Annotated in this window: 12 protein-coding genes; 4 read left to right on the forward strand and 8 right to left on the reverse strand. The window is 61.8% G+C overall.

The features are described 5' to 3' along the window. Positions 1–3,577: translocation/assembly module TamB domain-containing protein (locus tag HMPREF0178_RS09995; protein ID WP_009733314.1), on the forward strand; the 3,577-nt coding region annotated here is incomplete at its 5' end. Positions 3,578–3,766: 189 nt separating this feature from the next. Here the strand turns inward: HMPREF0178_RS09995 and HMPREF0178_RS10000 are convergent. The 6 genes from HMPREF0178_RS10000 to HMPREF0178_RS10025 form a co-directional block, all read right to left on the reverse strand. Next, a complete protein-coding gene (locus tag HMPREF0178_RS10000) occupies positions 3,767–5,875 on the reverse strand; it encodes a heavy metal translocating P-type ATPase (protein ID WP_009733315.1) in 2,109 nt (702 codons plus the stop codon). Further along, positions 5,868–6,308 (reverse strand): metalloregulator ArsR/SmtB family transcription factor, encoded by a 441-nt coding sequence (locus HMPREF0178_RS10005; RefSeq protein WP_009733316.1) that lies wholly within the window; start codon positions 6,306–6,308, stop codon positions 5,868–5,870. The genes HMPREF0178_RS10000 and HMPREF0178_RS10005 overlap by 8 nt, the downstream gene beginning before the upstream one ends. Before the next feature lie 569 nt (positions 6,309–6,877). After that, positions 6,878–8,371, reverse strand: coding sequence for a sodium/pantothenate symporter (panF, locus tag HMPREF0178_RS10010; RefSeq protein WP_009733317.1), 1,494 nt, complete (start codon positions 8,369–8,371; stop codon positions 6,878–6,880). Further along, entirely contained in the window at positions 8,371–8,697 is a 327-nt protein-coding gene (locus tag HMPREF0178_RS10015) for a YhdT family protein (protein WP_009733318.1), read from the reverse strand. Before HMPREF0178_RS10015 ends, panF begins: the two co-directional genes overlap by 1 nt. Positions 8,698–8,886: 189 nt before the next feature. Continuing rightward, a complete protein-coding gene (locus tag HMPREF0178_RS10020) occupies positions 8,887–9,687 on the reverse strand; it encodes a penicillin-binding transpeptidase domain-containing protein (RefSeq protein WP_009733319.1) in 801 nt (266 codons plus the stop codon). Positions 9,688–9,777: 90 nt separating this feature from the next. Then, positions 9,778–10,125 carry a DsrE family protein gene (locus HMPREF0178_RS10025; protein ID WP_009733320.1) on the reverse strand — a complete coding sequence of 116 codons (348 nt, stop codon included), beginning with the start codon at positions 10,123–10,125 and terminating at the stop codon, positions 9,778–9,780. 176 nt (positions 10,126–10,301) lie between these two features. On the opposite strand from HMPREF0178_RS10025, the gene HMPREF0178_RS10030 reads away from it, so the two are divergent. Both HMPREF0178_RS10030 and HMPREF0178_RS10035 read left to right on the forward strand, forming a co-directional pair. Beyond that, complete coding sequence (locus tag HMPREF0178_RS10030) at positions 10,302–11,606, forward strand: chloride channel protein (RefSeq protein ID WP_009733321.1); 1,305 nt, start codon at positions 10,302–10,304, stop codon at positions 11,604–11,606. Positions 11,607–11,674: 68 nt separating this feature from the next. Then, a complete protein-coding gene (locus HMPREF0178_RS10035; RefSeq protein WP_009733322.1) occupies positions 11,675–12,475 on the forward strand; it encodes a M48 family metallopeptidase in 801 nt (266 codons plus the stop codon). A 34-nt stretch (positions 12,476–12,509) separates the two neighbouring features. On the opposite strand, the gene HMPREF0178_RS10040 is transcribed toward HMPREF0178_RS10035, so the two are convergent. Continuing rightward, positions 12,510–13,028: a hypothetical protein gene (locus tag HMPREF0178_RS10040; RefSeq protein WP_009733323.1), complete on the reverse strand. Its 519-nt coding sequence runs from the start codon at positions 13,026–13,028 to the stop codon at positions 12,510–12,512. A gap of 338 nt (positions 13,029–13,366) precedes the next feature. Here HMPREF0178_RS10040 and HMPREF0178_RS10045 point away from each other — a divergent pair, with 338 nt between their 5' ends. Then, positions 13,367–15,028 (forward strand): helix-turn-helix transcriptional regulator, encoded by a 1,662-nt coding sequence (locus HMPREF0178_RS10045; RefSeq protein WP_232281251.1) that lies wholly within the window; start codon positions 13,367–13,369, stop codon positions 15,026–15,028. Positions 15,029–15,272: 244 nt separating this feature from the next. Here HMPREF0178_RS10045 and HMPREF0178_RS10050 read toward each other — a convergent pair. Beyond that, on the reverse strand, positions 15,273–16,248 hold a 976-nt coding region (locus HMPREF0178_RS10050), incomplete at its 5' end, for a M48 family metalloprotease (RefSeq protein ID WP_009733325.1).

The following is a 16,248-nucleotide window of genomic DNA, read 5'->3' on the forward strand; positions in this document are numbered from 1 at the left end:
GCGGTTTTCCGTGCCCGAGCTGATGGCGGAGGTGCCGGGCGGGCTGGTTGCCGGGCACGGGCTCTTTTTCGATGATGCGAAGGTCGGCGGCGATCTGTCCGTTTTGTTGAGCGATCCCGATGCGTTGATGCGGCTTGTCGCCGCGTTGACGGGTGAGGCTCAGGCCGGGCTGCCGCTGGCTTCGGCGAATCTTGAGGCCGCGCTGTCCGGAACGCTGGATGCGCCCGGGCTGGTGCTGAAGGCCGCGGTGCCGGGAATCGTGCTGGATGCGGCGCAGCCGGATGCCCGTCTGGACGTGGCGTCTTCGTGGACGCTTGCCGTGCGGTCCCTGCTTTCCGAGCCTTCCGTAACGGCCGATGCGACCGTGAACCTCGGCGGCCCGTTTGTCCGGAAGGCCATGTCCGCCAATCAGGCCGCAAAAAACGGCAAAGAAGGCGAACGCTCCGGCGAAGTGCCGATCAGTCTGCATGTTGAAGCCTCCGAAACGGCGGAAACGCTCACGGTGAAGGCGTTGCGCGTGGAGTCGGAATGGCTCGCTCTGGCTGGCGACGCTTCGCTGGAAACGGCGACGGGCAAACTTGCGGCGGCACTCCGGCTGGATATGCCTTCGCTGCGCAAGCTGGCGCAGTTCCCGCCCGTGGCGGCGTTGCTGACGGATTCGCCGTTCCGTGAGCTGGCGGGCACGGTAGGCGTGAAAGCCGACGTGCGCCGCGCCGCCGCGTCATCGCCGTTTGCCGGGACTTTGAGCCTCAAGTTCGCGGATATGCGCTGGGGGCTTGCCCAACTTCAGGATACGGTGGGCGAGACGGCTTCGCTCGGCGTATCGTTCAGCGCGCAGCCGGAATCCGGCTCCGCTTCCGTCAGCGATCTGACGCTCAAAGCCGGTCAGCTCAGCGGCAAGGGGAATGCTTCCACCGACGGCAAGAAACTCGATGCGGCCTTGTCCCTCGCGCTGTCTTCCTTGAAGGGGATAGCTCCCTCCCTGTCCGGCCCGCTTGAGCTCAAGCTCCGCGCTTCCGGGCCGCTGCTTTCGCCCGGCGGCGAACTAACGCTTGCCAGCCAGTATATGGGCGTGGAGACGGCCACGCTGGAGGGCTTGCGCGTGCGCCTCAGCACGCCGTCCGTCGGCGTTGCGGGCGGCAAGGGTACGCTCGATGTTTCCGCCACGCTGAGGGATGCGTCCGTCAAGGCGCTGCAGGCGGGCGCGCCGTTGCGCTTTTCCACGGAATGGCAGTTCGCGGCTGACCGTTTCAGCCTGCACAAAACCAGGCTCGACGCCCCCGGCATAGGGCTCTCCGGCACGCTGGACGCCCTGCCCGCCAAACGGCGGCTGGATGGCGGGTTCCGGCTGGCGGTCACGGACTGGGCGGCGCTGTCCTCGCTTACCGGCGTGCCCCTGAATGGTTCCGCAGCGGTTGCCAACGTGTCTTTTTCGCAGGCCAAAACCCAGCAGCTTGCCGCGGATTGGTCGTTCGGCGCGCTCAGTGCCGGTTCGCTTTTTTCCGTGCGCACCTTCAAGGGCAATCTTCGGCTGGATGACCTGTTCGGCAAACAGGGGATCGGCCTGTCCGCCTCCCTTGGGAACGGCTCCGCGTCAGATTTCCGCTGGCGGAACGGCAAGATCGATGTGTCCGGATCTCTGAAAAGGCTTCAGGCGTCCGTGGCCCTCCAGGGCAAGACGTCCGCCGACATCAGATTGGCAGTGGACATTGCCGGGCAGAAGGCGCAGGTGGAACGCCTCACGTTCACGGACAGGCGGAAACGGACGCTTGTGGGCGTGCGTTTGAATCGGCCCGTCAACATTGCCTTCGGCAACGGGCTGTCCGTGGACAACCTCGATCTGTCCGTGCTGCCGCAGGGCACGCTGACGGCCTTGGGGAGCCTTGACGGGCGCAAGCTCGCCCTTGAGGCCCGGTTGCGCGACGTGGCCATCAATATGGCCCGGCTGTTTACGGACGTGCCCGTGCCCGACGGCCTGCTCAACGCCGCCATCGCCCTGTCCGGCACGCCGTCGCAGCCGAGGGGCACGCTGGACGTGTCCCTCAGGAACATCGCGTTCCCGGAGAGCGACATGCCCCCCGCCGCCGTGGATATCAACGGCACGCTCCAGTCTTCCGCCCTTGTCCTCAATGTGAAGACGGACGGTATGGGGACCTCTCCGGCCACAGGAACGCTTTCCCTGCCCTTGAGTTTTTCCGCGTCCGGCGTGCCGTCCCCGGCGCTGAACAAGCCGTGCTCCGGCAACGTCAACTGGGAGGGCTCGCTGGCGTCGCTGTGGCGGTTCGTGCCGCTCGCCAACTCCAGCCTCACCGGGCAAGGCTCCCTCAATGCCACGCTGTCCGGCACGCTGTCCGCTCCCGAGCTTTCCGCGTCGCTCAAGATCGAAAAGGCCGCCTTCGAAGAGATCCTTCTCGGCCTCGCCCTGTCCGACATCAACCTTGATGCGTCTCTCCAGTCCGGAGGGATGTCCCGTTTGTCCCTTTCCGCTACGGACGGGCAGGGCGGCGCGATCAACGTCAACGGAACTATCGGTCCGCTGGCGTCCGGCCTGCCCCTTTCGCTGCATGGGACGATCAAGGAGCTTGCCCCGCTGCACCGCAACGATCTTTCCGTCACCCTTTCGGGCACGGCGGACATCGTCGGGCCGGCGACGTCGCCCGATGTTCGCGCGGTCATCACCGTCAATAAGGGGCAGTTCCAGATCGTCAGCTCATTCGGCACCAGCATCCCGACGCTGAACGTCGTGGAGGCCGGGCAGGAGGAGAGCACCCCTTCCTCCTCCGGATCCGGGCCGAAACTTGACGTCAACGTGCTCATCCCGAACCGTTTCTTTGTGCGCGGCAAGGGGCTTGAGAGCGAGTGGAAGGGCAACCTTCAGGTTTCCGGACCCGCGACGAATCCCGTGGTCACGGGGTCCATCAATTCCATCAGGGGGCAGTTCAGCCTGCTCGGCAAGCAGTTTACCCTGAGCCGGGGCGACGTCGAGTTCAGTGGGGCCACGCCGCCCGATCCGCTGCTCAACGTGCTCGTCACCTACGCGGCGGCGAATATCACCGCCGAAGCCACCGTAAGCGGCCCGGCCTCGTCTCCGACATTGACCTTGTCCAGCCAGCCTCCGCTGCCGCAGGATGAAGTGGTGGCGCAGGTGCTGTTCGGGCAGAGCGCATCCAGCCTCGGGCGCATGGAGGCGATCCAGCTTGCCGCCGAACTCGCGTCGCTGTCGGGGTTCGGTTCCGGCGGCATGGGGGTTCTTGGCGAAGTGCGCGACACGCTCGGTTTCGACGTGCTCCGGTTCGGGAGTATGCAGAACGGGCCCAAGCAGCAGACGAGCCGCAATGTCGGCCTGTTGCAGCCGCCGGGACAGAACAGCGGGGCCAGCGCGCAGGAGGACTCCATCCCGTCCCTTGAGGTGGGCAAGTATGTCTTGGACAACGTCTATGTCGGCCTGGAGCAGGGGATGAACGGTGATGCCAGCGGCGTCCGCGTCGAAATTGAGCTCGCCCCCAACCTTAACCTCGAAGGCGTTTCCACGCCCCAGGGTTCCGAGGTGGGGCTGAACTGGAAGAAGGATTATTGAGGAAGGAAGAAGGAGAGTACTTCATCTTTTAACATATTGAAAACTCTGAACAGGGATTCGATAAACACAAAAGTCTTTGAAGAGGAGAGGGTGGGGTTTGGGGAGGGGGAGGAGAAACGTGGGGGTGCTCCCCCCTTCTTCAGAAAATTTTTCCTCCCCCTCCCCAATGCTTCTCTCCCCCTGTTCCTCTTAACGTGCGGTACGGGTCGCGTTGAGGACGGCGAGGAGGGCGACGCCTACGTCAGCGAAAACGGCTTCCCAGAGGCCGGAGAGCCCGACCACGCCGAGGATCATGAACAGCCCCTTGATGCCGAGCGCCATGACGATGTTCTGCCAGACGACCACGCGGGTCTTGGCGGCGATGGAGAACATTTCCGGCAGGCGCGAGGGCGAGTCGTCCAGAATGACCGCGTCCGCCACTTCAATGGCCGCTTCCGAACCGAGGCCGCCCATTGCCACGCCGACACCGGACATGGCGAGTACAGGGGCGTCGTTGATGCCGTCGCCTACAAAAAGTACGGACTGACGGGGGCCGAGCGATTCCAGCTCGGCGGCCTTGCCTTCGGGAAGCAGCCCGGCGCGGTACCCGTCGAGATGCAATTCCTTGGCGACGATGGCGGCGCTTTCGGGGCGATCGCCCGTCAGCATGACCAGCCTTTCAATACCTTGACCGCGCAGTGATTCGATGGCGGGAGCGGATTCGGGCCGCAGTACGTCCGATACTTCAATGGCCCCGAGATAGGCATTGCCGACGGCGACATAAACGACGCTGCCCTGACCGGCTGGGAGCGAGGGCACGCTGATGCCCGCATCCTGAAGCAGGAGCGCGTTGCCGACGAGGAGCGTCCGCCCCTTATGCTTGGCGGAGAGGCCCTTGCCGGGGATTTCCTTGGATTCCACCGCTTCCAGAGCAAAACCGTGCGAGCCGGGAGCCGTCTTCATGATGGCGCGGGCGATGGGATGCGTCGAGCGGCTTTCCACCAGCCGGGCGGCGTTGAGCACGTCTTCCTCGGAAGCTCCCTCGGCGGGCAGGACGCGGGTTACTTCAAAGACGCCTCGGGTCAAGGTTCCGGTCTTGTCGAAAGCCACGGTCTTGATGTTGTGCAGGGCGTCGAGCACATGCCCGCCCTTGACGAGGATACCTTTCTTGGATGCGGCGCCGATGCCGCCGAAGTAGCCGAGCGGAATGGAGATCACGAGCGCGCAGGGGCAGGAGATGACCAGCAGGACAAGCGCCCGGTACAGCCATTCGTCGAACGTCCCGTGCCCGGCCAGCGGCGGGATGATCGCCACCAGCGCCGCGATGAACACCACGGCGGGCGTGTAGTAGCGGGCGAAGCGGGTGATGAAGCGTTCGATGGGGGCCTTGTTCGCGGAAGCCTGCTCGACGAGCTCGAGGATGCGGGCCACGGACGAGTCGGCGAAACGGGAGGTCACTTCCACGGTTATCGCGCCCTCAAGGTTGACCGTCCCGGCGTAGACCTGCTTGCCCGCGCCCACGGATACCGGCACGGATTCGCCGGTCAGGGGGGACGTATCCACCTGCGAGGAGCCGGTCAGAACGGTTCCGTCCAGCGGGATTTTTTCGCCGGGCTTCACAAGGATGCGCATACCGGGCCGGATTTCCGCGGGATCGGCGTCGTTCACCATCTGCCTGCCGTCTTTTTCCTCGACCAGATGCGCCACTGTGGGCCGTGCCGCCAGCAGCGCCCGGATGGAGCGCCGCGAGTTGCCCGCCGCGCGATCCTGCAAGGCTTCGCCGATGGAGTAGAACAGCATGACGCCCACGGCCTCGGGCAGTTGGCCGATGGCCGCAGCCGCGATGGTTGCGCCGCCCATCAAGGTGTATTCGTTGAAAAAGTCGAACTTGAGCAGGCTTTGCAGGCCCTTCTTGAGGACGGACAGGCCGCAGAGCAGGTAGGGGATGCCGAAGAATACCGCCTTGGCGACGAACGGGGTCAGCAAGGCGTCGAGGCGCTCCTCGAAGATCATGCCGACGGCGAACAGGGCTGCGGCGATCCAGAGCTTGTATTCGGAACGGAGCAGGGAGGGCTGCGGTTCGCTGCTTTCCGGAAGCGGTTCGTTTTCGTCCAGCTCGGAGAACAGGGTGCCCGGTTCGATGGCGTCCGCAAGGCGGATCATCGCCGCGAGTTCGGGCTGTTCGCCTTCGACGCGCAGCCGGGCGCTGTCGAGGTTGATGGCGGCGGATTTCACGCCGGGGAGTCCCGCGATGGCGTCTTCGATCCGGGCGGCGCACCCGGCGCAACGGAGATTGTGTACAACGTAGCGCTTAGTCATGTTTTTCCTCTTCTTGCGGCGCGTTTTCGAAGCGCTGGGCGAGCGAATGCACTTCAAGGGAATGGAAGCAATCGGATTCTCCGTGCCCGAAGCCGCAGGCTTCTTCGGCGCGCAGGATTTCCGCGATGCGGGCTTCATCCTCGATGATGGTCGGATCGTTGGCGAGGGAATCCTTCATCCATGCCAAGGCTTCCCGGATGTTGGGGCGCGGAGAGTCGTCCGCAAGCCGGTAGTAGACCCAGCGGCCCTGTTTGTTGCTTTCGATGAGGCGGGCCTGCCGCAGGATCGACAGGTGCTTCGAGGTCGTGGACGGAGCCAGATCCAGAAAGGCTGTGACTTGGCATACGCAGAGCTGGCGGCCTCTCAGAGCCATGAGGATGCGTATGCGGTTTTCGTCGGCAAGCGCGCGGCAGGTGGTCAGGAAGTCGAACATGGTGTTTTCCTTTTTGGGAGGGAGGTGGGAGTGGTGAGCCGGGGGAAGGGAGAAGGGCCCCTTTGGAAAGGGTCTTCTTCTCCCCTCCCCCGAACCCCCTCCCCTCATCCCCCAAAACTCTTTGGCTGGTGGGGAGGCGGCTCGGGAGGAGTTCCGTTGCACGTCATTCTTAATTCGTTGATTAACGAAATATGATGTATGATGAGGATTGTCAATAATGGGAAAGTGCAAAGGGGAAGGGAGCCTTGGGGGTGTGAAGGTATCTTGCTGAAAACACAGAGAGAAAAGGGCTGATCTTTTTTGAAGAACAGCCCGTGATGAGTCTGGAAAGAGAAGGGGAGGCATTCGTGGATCGGATAGGCTGTTCCCGGCTTTGGGGCAAGGCCTTCTTCATATTTCAGAGCCTTTCAAAGGCGTTCCACTCCAGAAAAATCTGTGAGCAGGGATTCGATACATGGAAAAGTCTTTTGGGGAAGGGAGGGATGGGGGAAAGGGAGGAAAACGCATGGGGACACGCCCCCTTTTTCTTCAGAAATGTTTTCCCTCCCTTCCCCAAGAGTTTCATGAGTTCAGCTTGTTCCGTTCCCTTCGCCCCAGAACAGGCGGATAACCTCGTCCGAGGCCGGGCGGCCGCACTTCGCGCCGATGACGAACGCCGCGAAGGCGACGATGGACGTGGGCACGATGGCGTGGATGCCGCCCATGCCGGGCTTGAGGATGCTGAGGACGAAGAAGCAGGCGACGCCCGCCACGATGGAGGCGACCGCGCCGGAGGCGTTGGCTTCCTTCCAGTAGAGGCCGAGGATGATAGGCCAAAGGAAAACGGCCTCAAGCCCGCCGAACGCGAAGAGGTTGATCCAGACCAGCAGATCCGGCGGTTCAATGGCGGCGGCGAAAACGATGAGCCCGATGACGGCGGTACAGACGAGGCTCATGGTTTGCAGGCGTGCGGGCGTCATGCGCGACGCGTCGCCTTTCAGCCCGTAATGGATGTACAGATCCTTGATGATCGCGGCGGAGGCGAGCAGGAGCATGGAGTCCACCGTGGACATGATCGCCGCCAGCGGCCCGGCGATGAACACGCCCGCCCAGAAGGGCGAAAGCAGCTTCATGATCAGCGTGGGCATGGCCAGATCCCCTGCGGGCAGATCGGGGATGACGGCGCGGCCTAGCGTCCCGGCAAGGTGCACGCACAGGAGGAGGAACCCGATGATGAGCGTACCCATGATCATGGCGTCGTGCATGGACCGCGAATCTTTGTAGCCCATGCATTTTTGCGAGGTCTGGGGCAGGCCGAGGATGCCGAGGCCCACGAGTACCCAGAAGGACAGGATCATGGGCTGCGGGACCGCGTCGCCGGGGCCGGTGGGCGTGATCAGGCCGGGATCGATGGCTTTGAGGGTGGCGACGCACCGTTCCATGCCGCCGCCCGCGTTGACCACGGCGACGAGCACCACGACGGAGGCGAAAACCATGACCATGCCCTGGATGGCGTCCGTGAGCACCACGGCCCGGAAGCCGCCCACGGCGGTGTACAGGATGACCGTGAACCCGAACAGCGCCAGCCCGACGATGTAGGGATAGCCGGTCACGGCCTGAAAGAGCCGCGCCCCTCCGATGAACTGGGCCAGCATGGCCGCCATGAAGAAGACCAGCAGGGCCAGCGAGCAGAGGACGACCACGGCGTCGCTGCGGTAGCGGGCGCGCAGGAAGTCGGTCAGGGTGACGGCGCGGGTTTTGCGGGCCATGATGGCGAAGCGCTTGCCGAGCACGCCGAGCGTGAGGAAGGTCGTGGGGACCTGAATCATGGCCAGCAGGACCCAGCTCAGGCCGAGCTTGTAGGCCACCCCGGGTCCGCCCACGAAGCTGCTCGCGCTGGTGTAGCTGGCGATGATGGACATGGCGAGCACGAAGCCGCCCATGGAGCGGCCGCCGATGAAATATTCCTCGATGACCCCGTGGGAGTCCGAGGTCTTTTGGGACTGTTTCCGGGCCCACAGCGCGGCGAGGAAGGACAACGCCAGATAGATGACGACCGGGACGATGGTGCTGAGCTGGGCCATCAGAAGGCCTCCGGATGGCGTTCGTCGGTGACTTCAAGGCCTTCCCGCTTTGGGGCGCCGCTTTCCTCATCAAGAGGGATGTCTTTAAAGAATCGGCGGACCATGAACCACAAGAGCGCCGACAACAGCGGATACCCCGCGATGCAGCTCAGGAAAAACCATGCGGGCAGGCCGAAGATATAGGTATACCCTTCCGGGTCGCCGTCGCCGAGCCCGTAGGCGCACGCGTACCACCAGACGAAGTACAGGCCGTAGGCCCCCAGCGTCAGCAGGGCTTCGCGGTTGGCCTGCGCGTAGCGCCAATCCTGCTTGAAAGGTTTGTTCATGACGTTTCAGTGGGTTAGAGTGAAGGTCTGGACAGGGCGGCAGGCCGCACGGCGGAAAAACGGTTCGCGCTTGCGAGCTCGCTCACCATTCCCGCGTGTGACATGGGAATGGTGAGCGAGTGAACTGCCGGAAAGGGTTGTAACTTTTGAGGGGCGGCGGCGCAACCGCCTTTCGGCGGGGCGGGGGCGCTAGGGCAGGATGCTGAGCCGTTTGAGCGCCGCTTCGGCGATGCCCCGGGCCCGCACGCCGGAGGCGTCCGGCCCTTGGATGTTCACGGCGAATGACCAGCGGTTATGCGGGGTTTCCACGCCGCCGACAAACCAGCCGATGATGCCCCTGTCGGCGTCGTCCGAGCCTGAGCCTGTCTTGCCCATGAAGCGCACGCCGTTCCCGGAGGACAGCGTGATGTCCCGCTTGACGACGGCGATGTCCTCGGCGGCGAAGGGCAGGGAGCCGTTGAAGAGGGCGCGCAGGAGGCCGACCTGTTCACGCGGGGAAATCTTGAGCGAGGACTGGAGCCAGAACCGGGTCAGCCCCCCGGAAATGTCGCGGTTGCCGTAGCCGATACGGTCCAGCTCCCGCTGCATCCGTTCTTCTCCGATGCCCGTTGCGACGCGCTGGAAATACCAGACCACCGAATGGCGCATGGCCGAGGCCAGCGTCTGGTCATGGTTCCACGCGGCGATGGAAGAGGGCTTGCCGTTCCATTTCATGAGGGTGCGGGCGTCGTCGCGGTCCAGGACGCCGCTGTCCAGCCCGATGAGCGCGTGGAAAACCTTGAAGGTGGAGCAGGGAGGAAGGCGGGTTTCGCTCAGGGCTTTGTTGAAGACCGTATAGCGGTCGGCCCCTTCGTCATACATGATGAATGTACCGTCAAACCCTTGGAAGATATCCGCCAAATCGGTTCGCTCGACGGTTTCCGACGCCCGCGCCACGGAGGCGAGCAGGACAAGCGCGAAGAGGGTGCCTATGATGATGTGTTTTTTCATGTTGCCTTCATAAAAAGGAAGCCCTCCGCCGAAGGTTTCGGTGGAGGGGAAAGGGCCTTCGGGACAACGAGGCCCCGGCTGTTTGGGTGATCACGGCTTGATGTAGGCGAAGTCTTCGCGTTGGAGGCGGACGATTTCCACGACGCCGGCGGGCACGACTTCGACGCAGGGGAGCAGGTCTTCCTTGGTGATTGGGATCTTCTTCATGGCGTTGGCGCACACGCGGAAGGAAACCCCGGCCTGAGCCAGTTTCTCGATGGCTTCGGTTTGCGCGTTGTCTTTCCGGGCGAGGAAGCGGGCCGCCCCGCCGTTGGCGAGCAGGACGACGGTGCAGGGTTCGCCGTTCAGCGCGGCGAGATAGTTGTTGATATTGCCAAGAGCCATGACGAAGCGGGATTCATCAGGCAGATCCACATGCACGAGCAGGTCGTAAAACATGATAGTCTCCTTTGACAGGGTGGCCTGTACTGTTTTTGATGATGCCTGTAGGCAGAAGTACGGAATATTCACCTATAAGGCAATATGGAATAAATAGTATCAAACGAAAGCAGGTTGTCTCATCATAAAGATTCGTTCCTCCGGCGTGCGGGGGGCGGGAACAAGGAGCACGTTTCATGTCCAATCCGATTCATTCCACATCCGCAAAGTCCGTCCTGCCCATGCTGGCCATGCGCGGCCTGGCGACGGGGCTTTGCGCCGGGTGCGTGGTCGGGCTTCTCCGGTTGTCCCACGATCGGGCCGCTGCGCGTGTGGCGCTTTGGCTGGAAGAGTGGCGCGAGGTATGGTGGACGGTACCGATCTGGTTCGGCGTACTGGTTGCGCTGGCCGTGATCCTCAGGCGCATCGTCAGGGAGGAACCGCTCATCAGCGGCTCGGGTATTCCGCAGACGGAGTTGGCGCTGGCCGGGCGTCTATCCTTTACATGGTGGCGTGTATTGCTCGCAAAATTTTTAGGGAGCTGGCTGGCGTTGTTCGGCGGGCTTGCCCTTGGCCGGGAAGGCCCGAGCATCCAGATGGGCGGGGCCGTGGGCGCGGGGTTTCATGCGCTTTGGAGGCCGGCGGCTCCCCATGCCCTGACCGGAAGCCCCTATGTTGTGGCCGGGGCCGTGGCGGGCCTTGCCGCCGCCTTTGGGGCACCCGCCGCCGGGGTGCTTTTCGCCTTCGAAGAAATGAAGTCCCGGCGGGATACCTCGCTGATTGTGGCGGCGTGTGCTTCGGCCATCGGCGCGCACCTCATGATCCGCATTGTCTTCGGCATGGGGCGCATCCTTCCGTTTGCGGGGTTCGAAGCGCCTCCGCTGTCCTCTTTCTGGATCGTGGCGCTGGAAGGCGCCGTCTTTGGGGTGCTCGGCGTGGGATACAACAAGACCCTGCTGTGGCTTCACGATAGGGAGGCCGGACAGACGTTGATCCCGGATCGCTGGAGGGCCTTGCCGCCGCTGCTGCTCGCCGGATGCCTCGCGCTGTTCGCGCCTTTGCTGATCGGCGGGGGGGAGAGCCTGATCATCTTCGTGGGCGAGCACGATGTGGCGCTGAAGACGCTTATCCTTTTGCTCGCGTTCAAGTACCTGTTCGCCCAGTACAGCACCGTTGCGGCCATTCCGGGCGGCCTCCTTATGCCTATCCTGTGCCTCGGCGCGCTGTGGGGGAGGCTCTGGGCGGAGCTGCCCGTTTCGGCTTTGGCAGCGCATGGGCTGGCGTCCGGTTCGGTGCAGCCGTATGTGCTGTTCGGCATGGTGAGCTATTTTGCGGCAACGGTGCGCGCGCCGCTGACGGGCATTGTCCTCGTTACGGAGATGTCGGGCACGTACACCTGTCTTCCGGGCAGTTTGCTCGCGGGGCTGATCGCCTGTAAGGTAGCCAACCTCCTGCACTGTCCCCCTGTTTATGATTCCCTCAAGGAGCGTATCCGGCTATAAGGGACACCCCTTTGCACTTTTCGTTATTCCGCTTATGGTGCCCTTTCCCTGTTTTCAAGGAGTGTTCCGTGCGGTTCTCTTGCTTTGCCCAGAAATCACCCGAAGGCCCGGAGGAAGGTGTCGAACACCTTCTCTGGAACGGCCAATCCATCGCTTTTACCATCCGTCGCGGATCGCCCCGGCGCAAGCGCACGCTTATCCGGGTGACCCGCGCGGGGAAGGTGGAGGTCATCCTTCCCCCGTTCCTGCTTCGAAAAGAGGCCTTCGCCGCCATTCAGTCACGAGGGGGGTGGATTTTAGATCGCTTACGTGAAATACAGAGTTATCCACAGCCGTCTCCGTTATATTACACAGATGGTGAGGAGCATCTTTTTTTAGGGACCTATTGCCGGCTTCAACTTGTTGTATGCGGCGTCAAAAAAAAATTTTTGGCCTCCGATGAAAAAATTGGACAGTCCGTTGTTACTGGAAGATCACAACTTATTCAGTTAAGAGTGGATTCGGACGATCCCGAGACGGTACACAAACAGCTTTTCTTGTGGTATAAGACACAAATACAAAAGCATATAGCGTATAGATTAGCAGAGTTATGCCCCCGCATCCCTTGGCTTGCGGCGGTTCCCACGTGGCGTGTGCGCATGATGCGGCGTCGCTGGGGGAGCTGTACGGGAAGCGGGGTGATTACGCTCAATACACATCTCATTAAAGCGCCCCCGCAGTGCCTCGATTATGTTTTACTCCATGAAATAGCGCACTTGCAGGAACATAACCACAGCCAGCGGTATTACGCCGTCCTTGAGCGGCTGCTGCCCAACTGGAAGGCCGTCCGGAGGGAACTTGAAGCCTGGTCGCCGCTCGTGCTCAACTGATGCCGGCGCTCCCCAGGAAAGCCGGCTGGAGCGGTCACATCTGGGAAAGGAGCTCGGGGTAATCGAGGACGACCTTTTCCGGGACGAGGCCGTGTTGTTGGACGGGGACGAAACGGACACGTTCTTCCACCGTACAGGCTTTTCCGGTCTGGAAGAGCAGTTCGCCGCATTCGGGAAAACGCCGTTTCAGGCGGGCCCTGATGACGGGAGAGGCTTCCGAGCCCTGTGTGGCGTAGACCACGAAGCGATAGGTGGCAAGCCACTCCTTCCCTTGCTTGTGCAGCCCGGAAAGGTGCATGTCATCGCAATGGATTTCGGGAAGCGTCCAGGTCATGAGCAGTTCGAAGCGCTTTTGGAGCAAAGGAAGATCGGGCCGCCGATCCGGCCTGAGGAAAAGCCCGGCAAGCCCGGCGAGCAGGAAACACACGGAGAGCGGGAGCAGGATTTTCCAGCGCGTGCTGACATTTCGGGCACAGCGCCGGAGCCCTTCAGGCCCGGAAGGGCCAAGTTGTGACAGGAGGGGGGTGATTTCGGCAGGGGTATTGGAAGGCACGGTTTTCCTCGGCGGCTACAGTGGCGATCGGTTCTTTGTTGCAGAATCCTTGGTAGGCGTCCATTACTTGAAGAGGGGAAAATTGTTAAATAGCATATTAGATATAGTTTTACTGTTGATCTTTGCCAGCGCATGTGCTTTTGTGGGCACATTCGCATAGGGACGCAACTTCGGGAACACGTTCCGGGACATACGGAATGGGTGCTGTTTCCGTAATCGGCTGGATGCCGGAGGGGCAACACGCTGGATGGGCTTCGGCGCAGGACAGTGCCGGGCCATGAGGGGAGTGTGGGAATACCGCGCTCGGGGGACCCTCTACACCAAAGATGGATATTGACATGAGACATCAGGAACGCAATGTTTCCGAGTTTGATGAAATCATAACCTATCCGCCGTCTGCCGCTCCTTCCGGGGAGAAACAGGTAATGAGCTGCGTTCAAGCTTTCACGGCGGCACTCGGTTTCGCTATGTCCGCGGGATGGGACTGGCTTCCGTCGATGCACAGATTGTGGCTTCGCGATTACATCGAGGCGGTCAGTATGCCGACGCCGTTCGGTTTTTTCGGCACGCTGTCGGGAAGTATTTTCTTTAAAATGATCATGCTGCTCGCGCTTTGTCCCGTCATGGAGCGTCTCTTTCTGGCGTTCCCGCTGGATCGAGTGGCCTTTCGCCGAAAGCCCTTTCCCAACGCCGACTATGCGTTGATCCCTCCGGCCATAAGACAGCGCATTTATTTAAGTACGCCCCTCATCCTCGCTCAACTCTGCGCCATCCTTTTGCTGTTGATATTGACGTTTTTCCTGCCGCCCTGTCTGGATGGCCTCATGCCGTGGCTGCTCGGAACGATTTCGGCTTTATTCGGCCTGATCTGGTTTGTGCTCGTGACCCTGCTGCCCGGAGTTTGGAGCTGTATCTCCTATGGCCTGGCAATCACGTTCAGCATCCTTATTTCCCTGCTTTTGGATGCGGCCCCGGTAGAGTCCCTGGCCCGTTTCAGGATGCTGTTTCCTCTTCTGTCGATCCCGTTGATATTCTTCGCCATGCCGCCTTCAGACGACATCCGGAGGCGTGTCCGGCGTCATCATCGCCAGCGCTTGTTCGGGCTTCGGGTCAAGGGCGTCCTCTTGCGCGGGCTGTTGCTGCGCCGCCTTTCCTATCTGGATATTCTCTCCAAGCAGGGAAGCGTCTATCTGGTTCTTTGCGTGTTCCCAATTATGTATGGTGTTCAGATTTTACTTGATTTTTCCATTGGTTGTCCGATGGTTTCCTTCAACCTGATGCTCGATCCGCCGTTGGAGCGACATGCCTTTCTCATCATGTCCGGAGAAATTTCCGGGGCGTTTCTCGCTTCGTCATTGATAGCCTTCTTCCCGAGCCACTCCTTGCTGGTCCCTATGCTCGGCCTGTCTCTGTTCGGATGCGGCTCCCTGCTGACCGCGGTTTTCCCTTCTCCGCCGTTGAATTCCGTAGCCTTTTACATCATGCAGCTGTCTTCCGGCTGCTGCGCAGCATTTGCCTTGTTTGTCCTGCACCAGTTCTTCCAGCGGAGCGGGTTCCTGTTCCGCACGTTATCCAGAGCGCTTTTCCTGCTGACGCTGTTCGGTTCCATGGGCGGGTATTTGCTGTGGAAGTTTGCGGATAATATCCACAACAGCTATCTCGGCTCACATGTGCTGTTCATGCATCTGTTGACCATCGGCGCCATTCTCGGCTTGTTCTTTGTGTATCTGATCCGGCGTCCGTTGCAGCACCTGATGGTTACGACGCCGAGGCGGTCGCTGGAAGAGGTGTTTGTGCCGATCATTCAGGAAGATCCGTTCGAACAGCTGACGCCCCGCGAACGCGAAGTCGCCGAACTGGTGCAGACCGGCATGAAAAATCTGGAAATCAGCGTGAAGCTCAACATCACCGAGACGACGTTGCGTGTCCACCTGCGCCGCATTTACCGGAAGCTCGGTATTCAGGGACGCTCGAACCTGCGCGACTTCAACTCTCTGTAGGCACGCACCGCCCACTGAAGACGCACCCTTGGCTCTCGCGGAACGCCTTCCGTTTTCCTTCCTTCCCGAGAGCTCCATTGAAGATACAAAAAAACGGTTCCGCATCGGGCTCGCCCGGCCGCGGAACCGTTTTTGACGGGAATATGCCTTCTCCCATAAAGAAAGGGGAGCGTTCAGGCATTACCGCCGCCGGGACGAACTCCTTCAGCGCGGCCTCCCTCCTCAAGCAGCCATCCTACCCCCCTTATTTCCACACCTCTTGGCGTTCGGCGTAGATGGCTTCAAAGCGCTTGAGCTGATCCTGTTCTACGGGCGTTCGGGCAAGCGGGCGGGCCTGTTTGAGCCAGCTTTCGGTCTTGCGCTTGTCGTTCTGATACAGAGCGCTGTAGGCGAGATGCAGGTAGGCGTCGAACACCTTCCCCGCCTCGCCGAGCGAACGTCCATAGTAGTAGTGCACTTCCGCGTCCTGCGGGAGCCTGCGGAGGACCTGCTGGTAGTACTTGTGGGCGGAAGCCTTGTCGCCGCTGCCGTCCAGCAGCCGGGCGTAGAAGAACTGGGCCATGATGTCGTTGGGGTCCAGCTCCAGCGCCCGGAGCAGTGTTCTTCCGGCCCGGGCATCGCCTTTGTTGTAATAGAACCGCCCTGCCTCGCGTACGACGAGAGCGTCGCTGGGCGCACAGGCCAGCGCCTTGGAGAAGGCCGCGTCAGCTTCCTTGATCTGATTGCGGCGCTCGGCGAGGATGCCTTGCCCCATGTAGGCGAGGCAATCGGGCTTTTTGCCTTCAAGCTGCTTGGCGAAGAACCGGGCCGCCGCGTCGGGATCGCCATAGCGGGCCCAGATCAGCGTCTTGACGCGGTTGAAGCGCGTGTCGTCGTCCTTACGGTTGCGTACGGCGGCGGGAAGCCCCTGAATGCGGGCGTGGATCTCGTTGATGCGGCCGCCCACGTCGGGGTGGGTGGACAGGTATTCGGGAATGTCGATGCCCGAGGCCCACTGCTTGCGGCGGATCTTCTCGAACGCGCCTTGCAGTCCCTGCGGACGATAGCCTGCCGAGGTGAGGTATTGCAGGCCGATCTGGTCGGCTTCGGTTTCATCCATGCGGCTGTAGTTGAGCATGGCGGCCTGCCCGGCTGCCACGCTGCCCGCGAAGATGGCCCCGCTGCCTTGCCCGCCGCCCAGGAGGGCGGCCGCCAGCGCGCCGACGAGGCTGCCGATGGTG

The organism is Bilophila sp. 4_1_30, from assembly GCF_000224655.1.
GTDB lineage: Bacteria > Desulfobacterota > Desulfovibrionia > Desulfovibrionales > Desulfovibrionaceae > Bilophila > Bilophila wadsworthia.